This is a genomic window from Paenibacillus sp. FSL R10-2788 (assembly GCF_038003885.1).
Lineage (GTDB): Bacteria > Bacillota > Bacilli > Paenibacillales > Paenibacillaceae > Paenibacillus_AQ > Paenibacillus_AQ odorifer.
The window spans coordinates 3,160,735-3,176,331 of record NZ_JBBOQA010000001.1 but is presented as its reverse complement, the minus strand read 5'-3'; the positions used below and the strand labels follow the sequence as shown (position 1 = coordinate 3,176,331).

The 15,597-nt window shown below is 41.9% G+C and carries 16 protein-coding genes; 4 read left to right on the top strand and 12 right to left on the bottom strand.

Features of this window, described 5'->3' with window-relative positions; translation table 11 throughout:
• Positions 1 to 77 precede the first annotated feature (77 nt).
• From NSQ50_RS14125 to NSQ50_RS14100, 6 genes are all read right to left on the bottom strand, one after another.
• On the bottom strand, positions 78 to 1,586 hold the full coding sequence (locus NSQ50_RS14125; protein ID WP_036678172.1) for a malate:quinone oxidoreductase: 1,509 nt from the start codon (positions 1,584 to 1,586) through the stop codon (positions 78 to 80).
• A 215-nt stretch (positions 1,587 to 1,801) separates the two neighbouring features.
• The gene (locus tag NSQ50_RS14120; RefSeq protein WP_036678175.1) at positions 1,802 to 2,842 is read right to left on the bottom strand and encodes a hypothetical protein; all 1,041 of its coding nucleotides are present in this window, start codon (positions 2,840 to 2,842) and stop codon (positions 1,802 to 1,804) included.
• Positions 2,843 to 3,075: 233 nt separating this feature from the next.
• Entirely contained in the window at positions 3,076 to 4,077 is a 1,002-nt protein-coding gene (locus tag NSQ50_RS14115; RefSeq protein ID WP_036678178.1) for a Gfo/Idh/MocA family protein, read from the bottom strand.
• A 29-nt stretch (positions 4,078 to 4,106) separates the two neighbouring features.
• Positions 4,107 to 5,195, bottom strand: a complete 1,089-nt coding sequence (locus NSQ50_RS14110; protein ID WP_076222616.1) for a Gfo/Idh/MocA family protein — start codon at positions 5,193 to 5,195, stop codon at positions 4,107 to 4,109.
• A 30-nt stretch (positions 5,196 to 5,225) separates the two neighbouring features.
• On the bottom strand, positions 5,226 to 5,987 hold the full coding sequence (locus NSQ50_RS14105) for a sugar phosphate isomerase/epimerase family protein (protein WP_076222618.1): 762 nt from the start codon (positions 5,985 to 5,987) through the stop codon (positions 5,226 to 5,228).
• A gap of 25 nt (positions 5,988 to 6,012) precedes the next feature.
• Positions 6,013 to 7,176: a Gfo/Idh/MocA family protein gene (locus NSQ50_RS14100; RefSeq protein ID WP_076222621.1), complete on the bottom strand. Its 1,164-nt coding sequence runs from the start codon at positions 7,174 to 7,176 to the stop codon at positions 6,013 to 6,015.
• Between the two features lie 154 nt (positions 7,177 to 7,330).
• Between NSQ50_RS14100 and NSQ50_RS14095 the strand changes: the two genes are divergently transcribed.
• Genes NSQ50_RS14095 through NSQ50_RS14080 form a run of 4 tightly spaced genes read left to right on the top strand, consistent with a single transcriptional unit; the run spans position 7,331 to position 10,260 of the window.
• A complete protein-coding gene (locus tag NSQ50_RS14095; protein WP_305953517.1) occupies positions 7,331 to 8,167 on the top strand; it encodes an AraC family transcriptional regulator in 837 nt (278 codons plus the stop codon).
• Positions 8,142 to 8,477 (top strand): GNAT family N-acetyltransferase, encoded by a 336-nt coding sequence (locus NSQ50_RS14090; protein ID WP_080742489.1) that lies wholly within the window; start codon positions 8,142 to 8,144, stop codon positions 8,475 to 8,477. Before NSQ50_RS14095 ends, NSQ50_RS14090 begins: the two co-directional genes overlap by 26 nt.
• 15 nt (positions 8,478 to 8,492) lie before the next feature.
• Positions 8,493 to 9,347, top strand: coding sequence for an SDR family oxidoreductase (locus NSQ50_RS14085; protein ID WP_036678188.1), 855 nt, complete (start codon positions 8,493 to 8,495; stop codon positions 9,345 to 9,347).
• A 22-nt stretch (positions 9,348 to 9,369) separates the two neighbouring features.
• Positions 9,370 to 10,260 (top strand): LysR family transcriptional regulator, encoded by an 891-nt coding sequence (locus NSQ50_RS14080; RefSeq protein WP_076222623.1) that lies wholly within the window; start codon positions 9,370 to 9,372, stop codon positions 10,258 to 10,260.
• 24 nt (positions 10,261 to 10,284) lie between these two features.
• Here NSQ50_RS14080 and NSQ50_RS14075 read toward each other — a convergent pair whose 3' ends face one another.
• From NSQ50_RS14075 to NSQ50_RS14050, 6 genes are all read right to left on the bottom strand, one after another.
• Positions 10,285 to 10,968: an ABC transporter ATP-binding protein gene (locus NSQ50_RS14075; protein ID WP_036678191.1), complete on the bottom strand. Its 684-nt coding sequence runs from the start codon at positions 10,966 to 10,968 to the stop codon at positions 10,285 to 10,287.
• A complete protein-coding gene (locus NSQ50_RS14070; RefSeq protein WP_249267730.1) occupies positions 10,965 to 12,029 on the bottom strand; it encodes an ABC transporter permease in 1,065 nt (354 codons plus the stop codon). The genes NSQ50_RS14075 and NSQ50_RS14070 overlap by 4 nt, the downstream gene beginning before the upstream one ends.
• A 123-nt stretch (positions 12,030 to 12,152) precedes the next feature.
• Positions 12,153 to 13,529, bottom strand: coding sequence for a sensor histidine kinase (locus NSQ50_RS14065; RefSeq protein ID WP_076099326.1), 1,377 nt, complete (start codon positions 13,527 to 13,529; stop codon positions 12,153 to 12,155).
• The gene (locus NSQ50_RS14060; protein WP_076129334.1) at positions 13,526 to 14,203 is read right to left on the bottom strand and encodes a response regulator transcription factor; all 678 of its coding nucleotides are present in this window, start codon (positions 14,201 to 14,203) and stop codon (positions 13,526 to 13,528) included. Before NSQ50_RS14060 ends, NSQ50_RS14065 begins: the two co-directional genes overlap by 4 nt.
• Positions 14,204 to 14,274: 71 nt before the next feature.
• Complete coding sequence (locus NSQ50_RS14055) at positions 14,275 to 15,081, bottom strand: NmrA family NAD(P)-binding protein (RefSeq protein WP_076222626.1); 807 nt, start codon at positions 15,079 to 15,081, stop codon at positions 14,275 to 14,277.
• A gap of 17 nt (positions 15,082 to 15,098) precedes the next feature.
• Positions 15,099 to 15,548, bottom strand: a complete 450-nt coding sequence (locus NSQ50_RS14050; RefSeq protein ID WP_076129332.1) for a MarR family winged helix-turn-helix transcriptional regulator — start codon at positions 15,546 to 15,548, stop codon at positions 15,099 to 15,101.
• Positions 15,549 to 15,597: the final 49 nt, after the last annotated feature.

The following is a 15,597-nucleotide window of genomic DNA, read 5'->3' as shown; positions in this document are numbered from 1 at the left end:
TACGTGTAATACACTTTTGTGTCAATAGTTCAGGTTTGAGCAGAAAAAAAAGCTGCCTCTCGGCAGCCCTTTTATTACTAAAACACCTTTTGATTAAAAACATGTTCTTTTCCACCTAAACCCAGTGCAGCTGCTGTTGTAGTGTGAATTTTCTGCAGAAGCACGGGATTATCCATTAGTGACAAGCCATAAGAAGGAATCATTTCTTTTATTTTGGGTTCCCATTCTTTTATATATTGAGGGAAACATTTGTTAAGCACTTCAAGCATCACGTGAACAGCCGTAGAAGCTCCAGGGGAAGCCCCTAACAGTGCTGCGACCGAACCATCAGCGGCACTAATAACCTCGGTACCAAATTGAAGTGTGCCTTTGCCAGCTTCTGTATCTTTGATAACTTGCACACGCTGACCAGCTACAACAAGATCCCAATCTTCAATTTTGGCATTGGGGATAAACTCTTTCAGTTCTTCCAGACGTTTTTCTTTCGATAACAGCACTTGTTCGATCAGGTATTTTGTTAATGACATGTTTTTAGCACCTGCCGACAGCATTGTTATGAGGTTATCCGGTTTCACAGAAGTTATTAAATCAAACATTGAGCCCGTTTTTAAGAATTTAGGTGAGAAGCCGGCAAATGGCCCAAATAACAGTGATTTTTTATTGTCGATAAATCTTGTGTCTAAGTGCGGTACGGACATTGGAGGGGCTCCAACTTTAGCTTTGCCGTATACTTTGGCATGATGCTGCGCAATAACTTCCGGATTATTACACACCATAAAAATACCGCTTACTGGGAATCCTCCAATATGTTTTCCTTCAGGAATACCGGATTTCTGCAGTAAGTGCAGGCTTCCTCCCCCGCCACCAATAAATACAAATTTCGCTGTATGTTGTTCAATGTTACCGCTGGCATTTCTGATTTTTAGATCCCATGAGCCAGCACTGTTACGCTTCATACTATTGACACTATGCTTGTAGTGGAGATCGACGTTTTTACTCTTTAAATGCTCAAATAAGATACGCGTTAAAGCACCAAAGTTAACATCCGTTCCAGAGTCAATTTTTGTAGCCGCAATGGATTCGTTCGCTGGACGATTTTGTATAATAAGCGGAATCCATTCCATCAGTTTTTTAAAGTCAGCAGAAAATTCCATACCTTGGAATAATGGATTTTTTGAGAGCGCTTCAAATCTTTTCTTTAAAAAAGCTATATCCTTCTCCCCTTGCACCAAACTCATATGAGGTAACGGCATAATAAAGTCCTGGGGATTATGTATCAGCTTACGATTTACAAGATAAGACCAAAACTGCATCGAAAGCTGAAACTGTTCATTAATCTGAATAGCTTTGCTAATATCTATAGATCCGTCTGGCTTTTCAACAGTATAATTAAGCTCACAGAGCGCCGCATGCCCGGTTCCTGCATTATTCCATTCATTAGAGCTTTCTTCCCCTGCTTTTTCAAGCTTTTCAAATACTTTAATTTTCCATTCCGGTACTAATTCCTTCAAAAGTGTTCCTAAAGTCGCACTCATGATTCCGGCACCAATTAAAATGACGTCTGTATCAGTTGCACTTTTGCCCATTATTACCATCCTTATCCCCTGAATTTTGCAGAAAGGATGTGGGCGCTCCTTCTTAGGCGTCACACCTTTTCTGTATCAATTATAACCTTATCATGGTGTATTACAATTATTTATAAATTTAATATCTACTATTATATGAAAAAAATAAAATATTTAAAAGCTTGTAAAAAAGATAGAAATAAGTCCTCAAGATTTATGGAATAAAAAAAGCTGTATCATCCCCTGTTCTCATTGTAGACAATTCCGTTTTGATATCCCAACCCTACTATTGTTTTTTGAATTTCCTGATCTACTTTTCTTTTAAAAGTTGCAAACTCTAATGTAGTTAAGCCAATTGGAAGCTCTTGTTCTATGAATGAATCAAAATCGATCGCCGTTTTGAAAATACGAAGCTTGTGCAGAAAAGGTAATTGCTCCATTCCCGTTAAATGAGCCAATGTTTTACAATTCATAATCGTTAGCTCTTCCAATGCCTTCATCTGCTGATCAAAGTTAATCTCACGTAGCTGGATTTGATCTTCAATCACAAGCTTTTTTAACGCACGAAAAACCGAAATATTACTCAGATCATGAAAGCCACGGACTCTACAAATTTCCAGGCTTTCGATCTCATTCTCTTCGATGTCCTTAATATGTTCTCTGCCTCCAAGTAAAATGCGAAGTTCTTTCAATTTCTTTAGCCGATTAATAAAATGTAAGGGTTTGTTGCTGATGGAGTGCAGCGCGAGATAGGTAAGATCCTCCAGATCTCCAATAGCATCAAGGTTTTTAACCTTTCCTATTACATGCAACTGTTCTAGACGAGAGAATTCTTTTAGGTATTCCAGATTAAGCGTCTTTTTCTCCGAACTAATATTTAAAATGCTTAAAGACCGCAACGTATCTATACTCAGAATCTCCGAATTCTCAAGCTCATAAATACCCACGCTCAGACTATACAGGTTATTCAGCTTAGCCAATACGTTCGTGTTATGTGCCTGGCGAAGACAATTCAGCAGCAGCATTTTAACATTTGGAATCTGCAGGAGTGTCTCACAATCAAAGGATACAGAATAATGGCCATAAAAACGCACTCCAAAATTTTCATCAAAACGCGCGCAAAGCTCATTTACCTCATCCAGAATCGAGCCATAGGTCGATGGATCAGAGAACTGAACAATCACTTGGTTGCCGCTGTACAAGTCTTGCTGAATCTGAACTGGATCTAGTGAAATAGGATCATTGATCAGAATCCTTCTTTTCCATGTAACACTCATTCCTAACCCCTCCTACCTGCCGTTAATCATCATTTTATATTTATTGTAAATCTACGAATTACTTACCCATGAACATAATTACATAAATCACCCCCATGGACAAGCTAAAAAGGTAGGTTATAGATTATTTAGAGTTCCGTTGATGAGGATTGAGAATAAGTGATTCACATTAAAAATACAATAAGCTGTATCATTCGTAGAGTAATCTACTTTTGATACAGCTTATTTATTATTTATTCAGCCTTTTGCGATGAACTATAAATCCCCGCCACCAACTCCAGCGCTTTTATCCCTTCAGCACCATCCAACCAAAACTTTTGACCCCTGGCGACATGCTCATAGAAGTCCTCAATCAGTCTCTTATGCCCGGTACCCCAATAGGATTTACCTTCCGTAGCACTAAATCTAGGCTCACACAGCAAGGTTTCCTTTCCATCCTTCCAAAGATATAAATGATCTCTGCGGAGGTTGATAGTCCCTTCTTCAAAGACTAGCTCCAGCTCCACTGGAGAATTCTCCAGATAGGTATTTGTACCATAAAAGAGCCCTCTGACATTATTAGTGAAATCGATGCAGGCGTGGGCGGTATCTTCTACCTCTATGACCCCATTTAGCACATCCGTGGTAATACTGCCTTTCACCGATGCCACCTCTCCACCAAACCACTGAAGTAAATCTAGTGTATGGATAGTTTGGTTAATTAGCAGGCCTCCACCTTCCGTAGACCAGCGTCCTCTCCAGTCACTATCGCTATAATAACTTTCGCTGCGGTGCCAGGTCACGATTCCTTTCATGCAGTGCAGCTTCCCATATATTCCTGAATCAATGACCTGCTTAATATATATGGAGGCATCATTATAACGGTTCTGAAACACCACACCAAGCTGACCTGTGCTTTGCTGTGCGGCTTCAAGTATTCGTCTGGCTGAAGGAAGATCTGCCGCCATAGGCTTTTCGGTAAGGACATGTTTTCCTGCTTGTAACAACTCCGTAGCCATTTCTGCATGTAAATAATGAGGCGTACAGAGATGTACAACATGAATACGGTCATCCTTTAAAATTTCTCTATAATCATTAGTAGCTTGGCAGTCATATTCTTTAGCCGCATGTAATGCTTTGTCAGCATCAATATCTGCAACTGCAAGTAGGCTCACACCATCGATGCCTGTTAATGTTTTTGCATGTAGAGGGAAAATGGCTCCGCATCCAATAATGGCTGCTCCAAGTTCTTTCATCTATATTACCCCCGTTCATCATTCAATCGTTATCTGAGTATTGCCGGGGTTAGATTGATCGCTTGTTCTTGAGCCTTCAGACATAGCTCGGCAGCTTTGAACACATGGCTCTGTGTCATCGCCAGCTCTGTCCGATTCAGACAGTCAAGGATTAGCTCACCAAAGAAAGGAAAACCAACCTTCCCAGCTACATGCTCATAATGTTCCCCTTCCCCATTGACCCAGTACACATGATCCGGTGTATTTGAACGACCCATATCAGTATATTTACGCAGTTCAATATATCCTTCAGTACCCATAATCATCGTGCGCCCGTCTCCCCATGTGCCCAGCCCATCAGGCGTAAACCAATCCACGCGAAAATATTGTGTTGCCCCATTGTCACCTACAAGAGTAGCATCACCAAAATCCTCTAATTCGGGATAAGTCGGATGGTTGTAATTGGCCACTTTACTATGAATAACCGAAGCATCCTGACAATCTGCATAATACAAAAATTGTTCTATTTGATGACTGCCTATGTCACACAAAATCCCACCATATTTCTCCCTTTGGAAAAACCATTCCGGCCGGTTAGGAGCATTTAGACGATGTGGCCCTAATCCAATGACTTGCAGGACACGGCCGATAGCTCCTTTCTGAATCAGCCGCCCAGCATAGATAGCGCTTTCAACGTGAAGGCGTTCACTGTAGTAGACCATATATTTCTTATTAGTTGCTGCTGCCACTGCTCTAGCGGATTCAAGCTGTTCCAGGGTTGTAAAGGGTGCTTTATCCGTAAAATAGTCCTTCCCGTGAGCCATTACCCGATTGCCTAAAGGTCCGCGTTCAGATGGAATTGCTGCCGCTGCTATTAATCGCACTTCGGGATCTTCCAGAACTTCTTCCACAGATCCAGCAGCTTTGACACCGGGATATTTACTAATAAAATTTCTGACCTTTTCCTCATCCGGATCATATACCCATTTCAGCTCTGCCCCTGCTTCAACCAGTCCGTTACACATCCCGTAAATATGACCGTGATCTAGGGCAATAGCGGCAATGATGAATTCACCCGGCTTCACTACAGGTTTGGATTCATATGTTGGTGCATAGGTCATCCCATTTTTCCGATTCATAAAACCCCTCCTAATCAGTATTACTCCATTCTATAACGTATTAAGAAGATAACGCAGACTGATCTCCAAGCTTTCAAAAGGATCACGACGGCAAACATCCTGCTCCACTACGAACCAATCAACACCCGTTTCGCGACAAACATTGATAATTTCTTTATAGTTCATATTCCCTTCACCGATTTCAGCAAAGATCTGTTTTCTATTAACAATCGCCATATCTTTTAAATGCACTACCTGCATTCTGCCTGCAACTTTGCGTATCCATTCAGCCGGACTCCCTCCGCCTGCTTGAACCCAATATAAATCCAGCTCAAAACCAACGGCAGGATCAGACTCGGTGAGCAGAATTTCCATGCCAGTCATTCCATCAAAGCGTTCAAATTCAAAATCGTGATTATGATAAACAAATTGCAGATCATGTTGATCTTTTAAAGTAACTGCAATGTCCGACATCAGCTTTGCGAATTCACGGTAACCTTCTTGTCCCGTACGGAATATTTCCGGTAAACTTCCTAGTCCAATATTTTTGCAGTTCCACAGCTTATGTTCAGCGGCTAAAGCATCCAAATCGTTCGTTAGGCGATCCCATGACACATGGGTTGCACATATTGCCAGACCTGATTCATCCGCATACTCTTTTACGAGTTTCGGATCGATCGGCCCGATGGCTGAAATCTGAATAGCTTCATAACCCATAGCAGATACCTTTTGAAAAGTGGATCTTAAATCCTCCGCAGTTTTAGTAAAATCACGTAATGTGTACATTTGAGCAGCAATGGTTGAACGATTCATAGGATCTTTCCTCTCTGATTAGAATTTAATGAGTTCCCTTAACACCAAAGGTTTGGGCGACTGTGGTTTCTTTGTTGAAGTTAGAATTCTCTACCTTTTCCATGAGCTTCTCATAAAATAGATCTTCATCAATCGGTAACTCCACCCAATCGTCGGTCCAAGCCGATAAATACATTCCATTAGATAACGTTAGACCGTGAATACCTTCCTCACCCGGAGCTAACAATTTCTCATCGTGTAGAATGGCATTCGTAAAGTTCCGCAAAATTCCTTTATGCTGTTCACCGCCACCTTCTTCTACAGGAATCTCACATTTCCAACACTCTGGGCTGCCGAATCCTCCCGTAAACTCTGCATTGAATTGCGGCTCCGGCGTGCGTAGACGCCAAAAGGTTAGCTTCCCGTCTTCCACTACGATTTTTCCATGATCACCAGTAATTTCGAAACGGTTAGTTCCCGGTGCTTCACCTGTTGTGGTGATAAAAAGCCCTGTCGCACCATTTTCATATTCCACATAAGCGGTTACATCATCTTCAACCTCAATATTGCGGTATTTACCAAAATGACAAAACGCTCTGATCCGCTTAGGCATCATACCTGTCGTCCACTGCCATAAATCTAGTTGATGAGGATCTTGATTCAGCAGCACCCCACCACCTTCGCCTGCCCATGTAGCCCGCCAACCACCGGAATTATAGTAACTTTGTGATCTGTACCAGTTGGTGATGATCCAATTTGTGCGGCGGATTTCGCCTAGTTCACCAGACTTTATGAGATCCCTAAGCTTTTGATATAAAGGATTCGTCCGCTGGTTATACATGATTCCGAATTTGCGATCAGACTTTGCTGCAGCTTCGTTCATCTGCTTAACAGCTTTGGTATAGACCCCAGCCGGTTTCTCTACCAATACATGATAACCATATTGAAAAGCCTCGATAGCTAAAGTTGGATGATCATAATGTGGAGTACAGATTAATACTGCATCTATGAGATGAGACTCATATAACTCTTGGGGTGTTGCAAATTTCTGTACACTTTCCGGTAAATGCTCTTCTGCCCATTTCAAACGTTCTTCCCTTACATCACATACAGCTGCAAGCTCAGCATCTTTAATATGATTCAACAGACTTTGTGCATGTGCACTCCCCATATTCCCAATTCCAATAATGCCATACCGTACTTTATTCAATCAGATCACTTCCCTATTTGAGGTTATGTTATGAGAATATACTTAATTAATAGACATGAACATGATCGAAACTAAGCATTATTTGCATAATAATAAGATGATTTAGTTAAATAAATTCGTTATAATAAGGATAATCAAGTCATAGAGGAGCTAGATGATGAATAATCCAGGTAACCTTACCGGCAGATTCCTCCAGAATCTTACCGTAAAAGTGACCCATGCCCAACTTAGAAGCGGATATAGCGGGTGGAATCGTACGCTGGAAACCCCAACATTTAATCGGCTGTATTTTATTGACCGCGGTGAGGGAAAAGTTATCATTAACGGTGTTACTTATTATCCGAGAGCAGGTCAGCTAATGATCATGCCCGCAGGAAGCACTCAAACTACAGAAACGTCAATGAATGATCCCTATACACGCTATTTCTGCCATTTTGATGCTGATATTGGGGAGTGGCCCTTATTCCATTCGGCAAACAAACTGTTTATCTGTGATGCGCCCGACCCAGATTCCGTACGGGTTATTTTCACAGAAATGATCGAACAGTTTCAAAAAGATGATGTATTGTCCATTCTGCGTACTCAGGCGAACGTCCTCAATCTAATTGCTACTTGCCTTGAATCGAACGAGAATATCAAAACAGACTTTATGCAAGAATTTATACATACGGGGGATCAAGGAAAGCTCGCCTATGTTCTTCAATATATTGATGAGCGGCTGGATAAACCCATAGAAATAGAAGAGTTAGCAGAAATTGTCCACTTACATCCGAACTATTTCATCCCCTACTTCAAGAAATTTATAGGGGTTCCCCCCATGCATTATGTACAATTGAAAAGAATGGAGCATGCTAAAAGACAGCTTTCTTATAGCAATTTCAGCATTTCAGATATCGCGGAGCAAGTAAGTATGGAATTAGCCCATTTCTCTAAATATTTCAAAAAGACAATAGGAATCTCCCCTTCTGCCTATCGTAACAGCACTAAGTAAATTTATTAGGGAATGTCCGGATCTATGTGTTGGAACAATTAGGGAACGACTACAAGAAATCGGAACCCATAAAGATCATGCTGTATATGTAGCTGAATCAGATCACCGATTGGTAGGATGGATACATGCGACCGTTCGAATTTTGCTTGAGTCTCCTTCATTTGTTGAAATCGGAGGTCTTGTTGTTGATCAGACTTGCCGCGGAGAAGGAATTGGCAGACAGCTTGTAGAAACCTGTGAACGATGGGCAATCCAAACAGGGATTAGTTCGTACTTGATAAGGAACTTTAATCACACTCAGGACTTTTAGGGAGGCTCAATGGTTATGCTAGAATTAACTTTGCATCCAACATTAGAAGGAAAAATCGCTGTGATTACCGGAGGAGCCGGTGTATTATGCCGGGTTATGGCGCTAGAGTTAGGTCGACAAGGAGCTAAAGTCGCGATTCTAAATCGTACCGCAGCTAAGGGAGATTTGGTTGCCGCTGAAATTACTGCCGCAGGCGGTCAAGCAATTTCACTCTCCTGTGATGTTACAGATCAACAGAGTGTTATGAAAGCCGCAGAAGCTGTTAAGAATCACTGGGGTCCTTGCGATCTATTAATTAACGGTGCTGGCGGAAATGATTCCTCAGCAAATACGACCCAAGAGATTTTCAAAAATGATGACCTGGAGAACCCGGACATATTCACTTTTTTTGACCTTAGTGTAGATGGATTTCGCAACGTGATGGACCTTAATCTGATTGGAACATTGATCCCAACCCAAGTTTTTGCCAAGCAGATGCTCGGCAGAACGGGCACATCTATAATTAATATTTCATCCATGAGCGCACCTTCTCCAATGACCAAAGTACCTGCCTACAGCGCTGCCAAAGCAGGAATTAATAATCTCACCCAGTGGCTCTCCGTTCATTTCGCTGAGTCTGGTATACGTGTGAATGCCATTGCCCCTGGCTTTTTCCTTACTAAACAAAATGAGAAGCTGTTGGTTCGTGAAGATGGCGAGCTTACAGACCGTTCCCAAAAAATCATCTCTCATACTCCAATGCGCCGCTTTGGACAGCCGGAGGATCTGCTTGGCACACTACTCTGGTTAGCAGATGAAGCAATGTCCAGCTTTGTGACCGGAGTTACCGTCCCCGTTGACGGTGGATTCTTGGCTTATTCGGGAGTATAGACTAATCTAATGAGGGATTAAAATGATTGTAGATCCATTACGCGTATTCGTTACTGTAGCTGAACTGAGTCATTTTTCCAAAGCAGGAGAAGCGCTGAATTTATCTCAACCCGGTGTCAGTCTGCATATCCGGAATCTTGAGAATGAGCTCGGTGCTAAACTCCTGCATCGTTCTTCTAAACAGGTTAGATTAACAGAAGCCGGTAGTATTCTTTATAAACACGCCAAACAAATATTGGCTCATTTCGATGAAGCAAGTCAGGAAATCCATATGCTTCAGGACGAAGTCACTGGGAGTATACATATCGGCGCTAGTTTTACTATTGGTGAATATATTTTGCCGGCAAGACTTGCTGATTTTGCCAATCGATATCCGCAGGTCAAGCTGCAAGTGACGATAGGCAATACTGAGGAGATTATTGGAGGCGTTAAATCCAACGAACTGGACATAGGGTTTATTGAAGGCGAGGTCCATGAGAATGATCTCAACGTCACTCCTTATATGAAAGACGAGATGATTATGGTCGCCCCTGCTACCCACCCTCTGTCAAAAGCGATTTCTGTGGAGCAGAGCATGTTGCAGGATCAGGTTTGGGTGCTTCGCGAGCATGGCTCGGGCACACGAGCTTTCAGCGATCATTTCCTACAGGAGGAAGATATTTCTGTTAAAAGATCCTATGTCTTCAACAGCTCTCAAGGTGTTAAAGAAGCTGTGGCCTCCGGTCTCGGAATCGCCATGCTCTCCAGATGGATTGTACGGAAGGAACTGGAAAGTGGTGAGATCAAGGAGCTGCCAATCAGGCAACATCATCTGGAAAGGCAATTCTCGATCATCCGACATCAAGAATGTTCTTCTTCCTTAGCTACCGATGTCTTTATAAAAAAGCTACTTGTCTTTAGAAAAGACAAATAGCTTTTTTTCTTCCACACTATGAAATTATACTTGATGTTCAACCAAATGCCCGTCTTCCAGATGCAGAACGCGGTCACACCATTCGAGCATCCGTTCATCATGAGTGACCATTACCGCTGCTTTCCCCTCACTCTTCACCTCATCAGCGATCATGCGTACAACTTCTCTTCCGCGTTTGAAGTCCAGACTGGCTGTCGGCTCATCTGCAAAGAGAATCGCTGGTTTATTCATCCATGCTCTAGCGATAGCTACACGCTGCTTCTCCCCACCGGATAGCTGCTCCGGATAGTGATTACGCCGTTTCCAGATATCCAATCGTTTCATCAAATCGGCAGCCCGTTCCTTCGCTTCCTTAGCACTCATTTTCCCCTGCTTAGCTACAAAAAGGAGTTGCTCCTCTACCTTCAAATAAGGCAATAGTTGAGCGCTTTGGAACATAAAGCCTATCTTCTCTAAACGGAGCTCTGTCAGCTCACTTTTACTTTTATCTGTAAGTGATTCTCCATCTATAAAAATCTCACCGCTAGTAGGTGTTAGAAGCGCACCAGCCGCTGAAAGGAATGTACTTTTCCCTGTTCCCGAAGGTCCAAGGACAGCAACGAATTCCCCTTCATTAACGATCAGATTCAAATTGTTCAGCACAGACACCGTTGTGTCGCCATCACCGTAGTTTTTGGTTACTTGCTTCATAATTAGTTTTGCACTCATGCTCCAGCCCTCCCAATAGCTTCTAATGCATCTACTTTTGCCACTTTAGCGACAGAAATTAGTGATCCTAAAAGAGACATCCCAACGAATAAACAGCTGGTTAAAAGAATGGTGGAAGGCTCCAGTTGGAATGGCATCGAATCTGGCAGGACCTTATTCATCCCAAAGGTAAGCAGTAAGCTAATGCAAAGACTTGATATAGCTAAAATCATGACCTGCCCTACCACGCTCCAAGCCAAGTAAGACATTTTAGTACCCATCGCCTTCAGAATACCAAACTGACTTGTTTTCTGAATCGTAATGACATAGAAGAATACCGCCAGAACAAACGCTGCGATCACAAACAGGAAAACAATCATCATTAGCAGTGAACCCTGCTCTGCCGAGTAGCCCGGAATATTGGATATAGCTACTTTTTGCGTAATGACCTCTACATCTTTTACATTCGTTGAAATCTTATCTACTTGATCAGCATTCGCATTCAGGGCAATCACATTAAACGGTACCGACGAAGAGGTTTCTTCTCCTTGGTTAACCCCCTGCTTCATAGCTTGCCAATCCTGATTGTTGATATAAACTACTGGGGTATGGCTGTATGAGCTATCCTCAACAAAACCTGCAACAGTAAATTCCATCCCGGTTGCCTGATCACGAATAATACTGCCAAGTTTGATTCCTGACTGTTCGAGGTCACGATCAACAAGGACTTTACCGTTTGTCTCATTAGTAATCTTGTCACCTTCAGCTACTTTAGGGGCTAATAACCCATTCATATCTACTGCAAAAAAAGTAATATCTGCTTTAACGTCTGCATCATTAGCAGTGACAGTGCTCATCTGCATTGCAAGTGAAGACGCATTATTGTCTCCAACTACTGAACGTACATTCTGGAGCTCCGTATCTGTTAACTGAGAACGTCTAAAGGTCTGATCCGCATCACCTTGTACTACAAAATAATTCGCCGGCATGTTCTCTACTGCAGAGATATTTGCATACGCTAATCCTCTGGCTAGTCCCGTGACGAAAAGTACAAGAAAGGAAACCAATAACATGATAACCATAATTAATAGGTATCTGGCTTTAGAATGTCGCATTTCCCTTAAGGCTAAAAACATATTACCACTCCTTCTAATCTGTATAGTCACAGTTTAGAAGATGAAAATGAACGGAGTATGAATAATGAATTACAAAAGCGGAAGTGTAACTGTAAAGGTAGTCCCTTCACCCAAAGTACTGGTTACTTCAATGGTTCCGTTATGCGCTTCTACGATTTTTTGAGAAATCGCAAGTCCAAGTCCGCTGCTATGTGTTTCATGCGTTCGTGCTCGATCTACTTTATAGAAACGATCAAAGATTAACGGTAACTCCTCGGCTGAAATGCCTTCACCAGTATCCGACACAGAAACAATACAGTTCTGTTCCACTAGCTTCGCGGAAATCATAATGGAACCTTCAGCAGGTGTGTATTTTATGGCGTTGGAGAGCAGGTTCATCCATACCTGGAACAATAGATTTGAATCACCTAGAACGCTGATGTCAGCAAGATTCAAACGCACGGCCAGTTGTTTCTCCGTTAATCTCCATTCCATGATTTGTACGACCTGTCTTAGTTGTGCACGCAAGTCTGTCGACTTTTTCTGTATGGAATTAGGATCATAATCAAGTGAAGACAAGGTAAGCAGCTGTTTGCTAAGCAATGAAAGACGATGGCTTTCTTGGTCAATAATATTGAGATACTGTAACCGTTCATCCTCAGGTAAGGTAGAATCTTTTAAAGCTTGGGCAAATCCCTGAATAGATGTTAATGGCGACTCAATTTCATGCGATACATTAGCGACAAATTCCTGACGTGCCCGATTTGTTCGTTCCAGCTCCCGGCTCATAATCATAAAATGGGAAGCTAGCTGACCAATCTCATCACGCCGCCACGTATTCAATTTGATATCGTATCTGCCTTTTGAGATCCGTTTAGTGGCCGTCGTCAAACGTGTAATAGGTCTGACCACATGCAGTACGCTAATCATTACAAATCCTAAGCTAAACAACACGGTGAACCCAATGATCACAGCAAAAAAAACGCGCAGCTCCCCGAACTGTACTTCAGCATCCGGCCGCATAAACAAAGCATACGTCTCATTGTTTACTTTTACAGGAACACCAATTGAATTGCGCAGTTGATTATCAAAAAAGCCGGTAATAAATGCACTGTCCGGAAACTCAGCAACCCCATGATAAATTTGCCCATTCAGAACCTTTTGTAGTTGCTGCTCATCCAAATCTTCTTTTCTAAAGGGCTTACCGTAGAATCTTGATTCCCCTTCAGCATCTGTTAAATAGATTTTATAACCCAGCTTGGCTATACTCCGCAGATAATCCTCCATCGTCTCCGGATGTGATTCTGCGAATTGTTGAACTTCTATTGCCATTCCGGTAAGTTTGGCATCGTTCTGAGATTTAATCTGGGCTTGATAATAAATATTAGACACCAAAAATCCAAGAAGGCTACTCACCACAATTACTGAACAGAAGACAATACACATCCGGACATACAAGGATCTCATACGTTAACCATCTCCAATTTATAGCCAATGCCTCGAACGGTTCGGATCACAAAATCTTCCTGATAATCTACGAAGCGCTGACGCAATCGTTTGATATGTACATCGACTGTTCGCTCATCCCCTTCATAATCCATGCCCCATACCAGTTCAATTAACTCACTACGTGTATATAACCTGCCTGGATATTGTGCCAATTGAGCCAGAAGCTCAAACTCTTTTACCGGTAGCAGCAGAACCTCATCACCATCGGTTATTTCATAATTTTTGCGGTCAATAACTAGAGAATTTAATCGAATCCGATCATCTGAAGCAATGGAATAGCGGCGAAATAACGCTTTGATCCGAAATAGCAACTCTTCAGGCTCAAAAGGTTTCGTTAGATAATCATCCGTCCCCCGCAAATAACCTTGCTCTTTATCACTCAGCTGCTGACGTGCTGTCAATAAAATGATCGGAATATCATACGTTTCTCTAATATGCTGACATAGCTCTAACCCATCTACATGTGGCATCATTACATCTACGACCGCTAAATCCGCAATACTGTCCTGCAATTTATGTATCGCATCTCGGCCATCACTGGCCTCCATCACCTGATATCCTTCCCTTGTTAGTACATGTTTTAATAATGTTCGAATATTCACATCGTCATCTGCTACTAAAATCTTCTTCATCATTTACACTCCCTGAATAATGGATGAACTCATAGTAACAACTTTATAACGATAGAACAACTAAAGTCAGATCAAACAAAAGGCTTAATACTCTCTCTAAGTGTGGTAACCGGCCGCTCCATCAGTCTCTCCAGATCTTTTGATGTAGAAGCAGTATCTATCTTCGCTAGAAACGAATAAATCCAATGCTGAATACTTGAATCCTGGCGAAACGTAATTTTTTTCCCTGATAACTCTGATAATACATCAACTAATTTGTTGAAGTCCCAAACGTTTGGTGCAGCTAGTTCGTAGACTTGTTTCATATGTCCATTCGTTGTAAGAACCTTTGCCGTAGCTAAAGCGAGGTCCTCACGAGTGACTGAATTAAACTGCCAGTTCCCTGGATAAGTGGGTAGCTCACCGCTTTCCATCGCTTCCTTCAACCCAAGCACACCCACAAAATCTATATACAAAGCGTTACGTAGAAACGTATAATCTATCCCTGATTCAAGAATCATCTGCTCAGTTAGTAAATGAACATGATAAGAAGGAATCGGACCTTTGGGTGGAAAGGCAAATCCAGTATAAAGCAGATGCTTCACATTGGCCTTTTTTGCTGCATGAATGACCTGAGCATGCTGATGTAATCTGATCTTATCATCGGTATGAGAGCTGGAGATTAAAAGTAACGTTGTGACCCCAGTAAAAGCTTCAATCAGCGTATCTAACTGGTCATAATCGCCAAAACGGACTTCGAACCCTTTTTCTAAATAATTAACAGCTTTCTCTGGCTGACGAACACAAGCAATAACTTGACTAGCCGGAACGTACTTCTCAAGCTTCTCCATAATTAAGCTGCCTAATTGACCTGTGGCTCCTGTAACCATAATCGACATACATAACACCCTTTCTGTTATTCGAATGTACTCAGTTTTTGTAATAAAAAGATAAGTTGATGAAGCTCCTGATCATTCAGATTCTTCATTCTCTCTGCGACAGCCTGACGATTCTCTGGAAGATGCTCCAGAAGTAATTGCTGGCCTTCAGTCGTAATCGAAATGACGCTTTTTCTGCCATCCTTGGTATCATTCGAACGGGTTATTAATCCATCTCGCTCCAATGGTGTTAACAGCATGCTTATATTAGCTTTGGTAACTCCAATAATGTGAGCCAATGTAGAAGGCAGAATCGCACCTCCCTGTTTAGAGATCTCCACCAAGATACGAATTCTTGCTCCGTTCAATCCTTTCGACTGCCAATATTTCTCAGAAACAGAAACTAAATTTGCAGTAGCTTCAACTAATGTAAAAAATGCTTTGGTATGCAATGGCTGATTCAGCACAAACTGTTGTAAATGATCCATTTTCTATAATTCAGCTCCAATATAGTTAAGTCCTTAACTAATTTTAAAC

Bases quoted from the DNA above. Each gene is read 5' to 3' on its own strand.
- NSQ50_RS14110 (WP_076222616.1), bottom strand. From the start codon at position 5,195: ATGAATCGGAAAAATGGGATGACCTATGCACCAACATATGAATCCAAA.
- NSQ50_RS14125 (WP_036678172.1), bottom strand. From the start codon at position 1,586: ATGGGCAAAAGTGCAACTGATACAGACGTCATTTTAATTGGTGCCGGA.
- NSQ50_RS14055 (WP_076222626.1), bottom strand. From the start codon at position 15,081: ATGTCGATTATGGTTACAGGAGCCACAGGTCAATTAGGCAGCTTAATT.
- NSQ50_RS14065 (WP_076099326.1), bottom strand. From the start codon at position 13,529: ATGAGATCCTTGTATGTCCGGATGTGTATTGTCTTCTGTTCAGTAATT.
- NSQ50_RS14095 (WP_305953517.1), top strand. From the start codon at position 7,331: ATGATGAATAATCCAGGTAACCTTACCGGCAGATTCCTCCAGAATCTT.
- NSQ50_RS14115 (WP_036678178.1), bottom strand. From the start codon at position 4,077: ATGAAAGAACTTGGAGCAGCCATTATTGGATGCGGAGCCATTTTCCCT.
- NSQ50_RS14105 (WP_076222618.1), bottom strand. From the start codon at position 5,987: ATGAATCGTTCAACCATTGCTGCTCAAATGTACACATTACGTGATTTT.
- NSQ50_RS14120 (WP_036678175.1), bottom strand. From the start codon at position 2,842: ATGAGTGTTACATGGAAAAGAAGGATTCTGATCAATGATCCTATTTCA.
- NSQ50_RS14080 (WP_076222623.1), top strand. From the start codon at position 9,370: ATGATTGTAGATCCATTACGCGTATTCGTTACTGTAGCTGAACTGAGT.
- NSQ50_RS14070 (WP_249267730.1), bottom strand. From the start codon at position 12,029: ATGGTTATCATGTTATTGGTTTCCTTTCTTGTACTTTTCGTCACGGGA.
- NSQ50_RS14050 (WP_076129332.1), bottom strand. From the start codon at position 15,548: ATGGATCATTTACAACAGTTTGTGCTGAATCAGCCATTGCATACCAAA.
- NSQ50_RS14075 (WP_036678191.1), bottom strand. From the start codon at position 10,968: ATGAGTGCAAAACTAATTATGAAGCAAGTAACCAAAAACTACGGTGAT.
- NSQ50_RS14060 (WP_076129334.1), bottom strand. From the start codon at position 14,203: ATGAAGAAGATTTTAGTAGCAGATGACGATGTGAATATTCGAACATTA.
- NSQ50_RS14085 (WP_036678188.1), top strand. From the start codon at position 8,493: ATGCTAGAATTAACTTTGCATCCAACATTAGAAGGAAAAATCGCTGTG.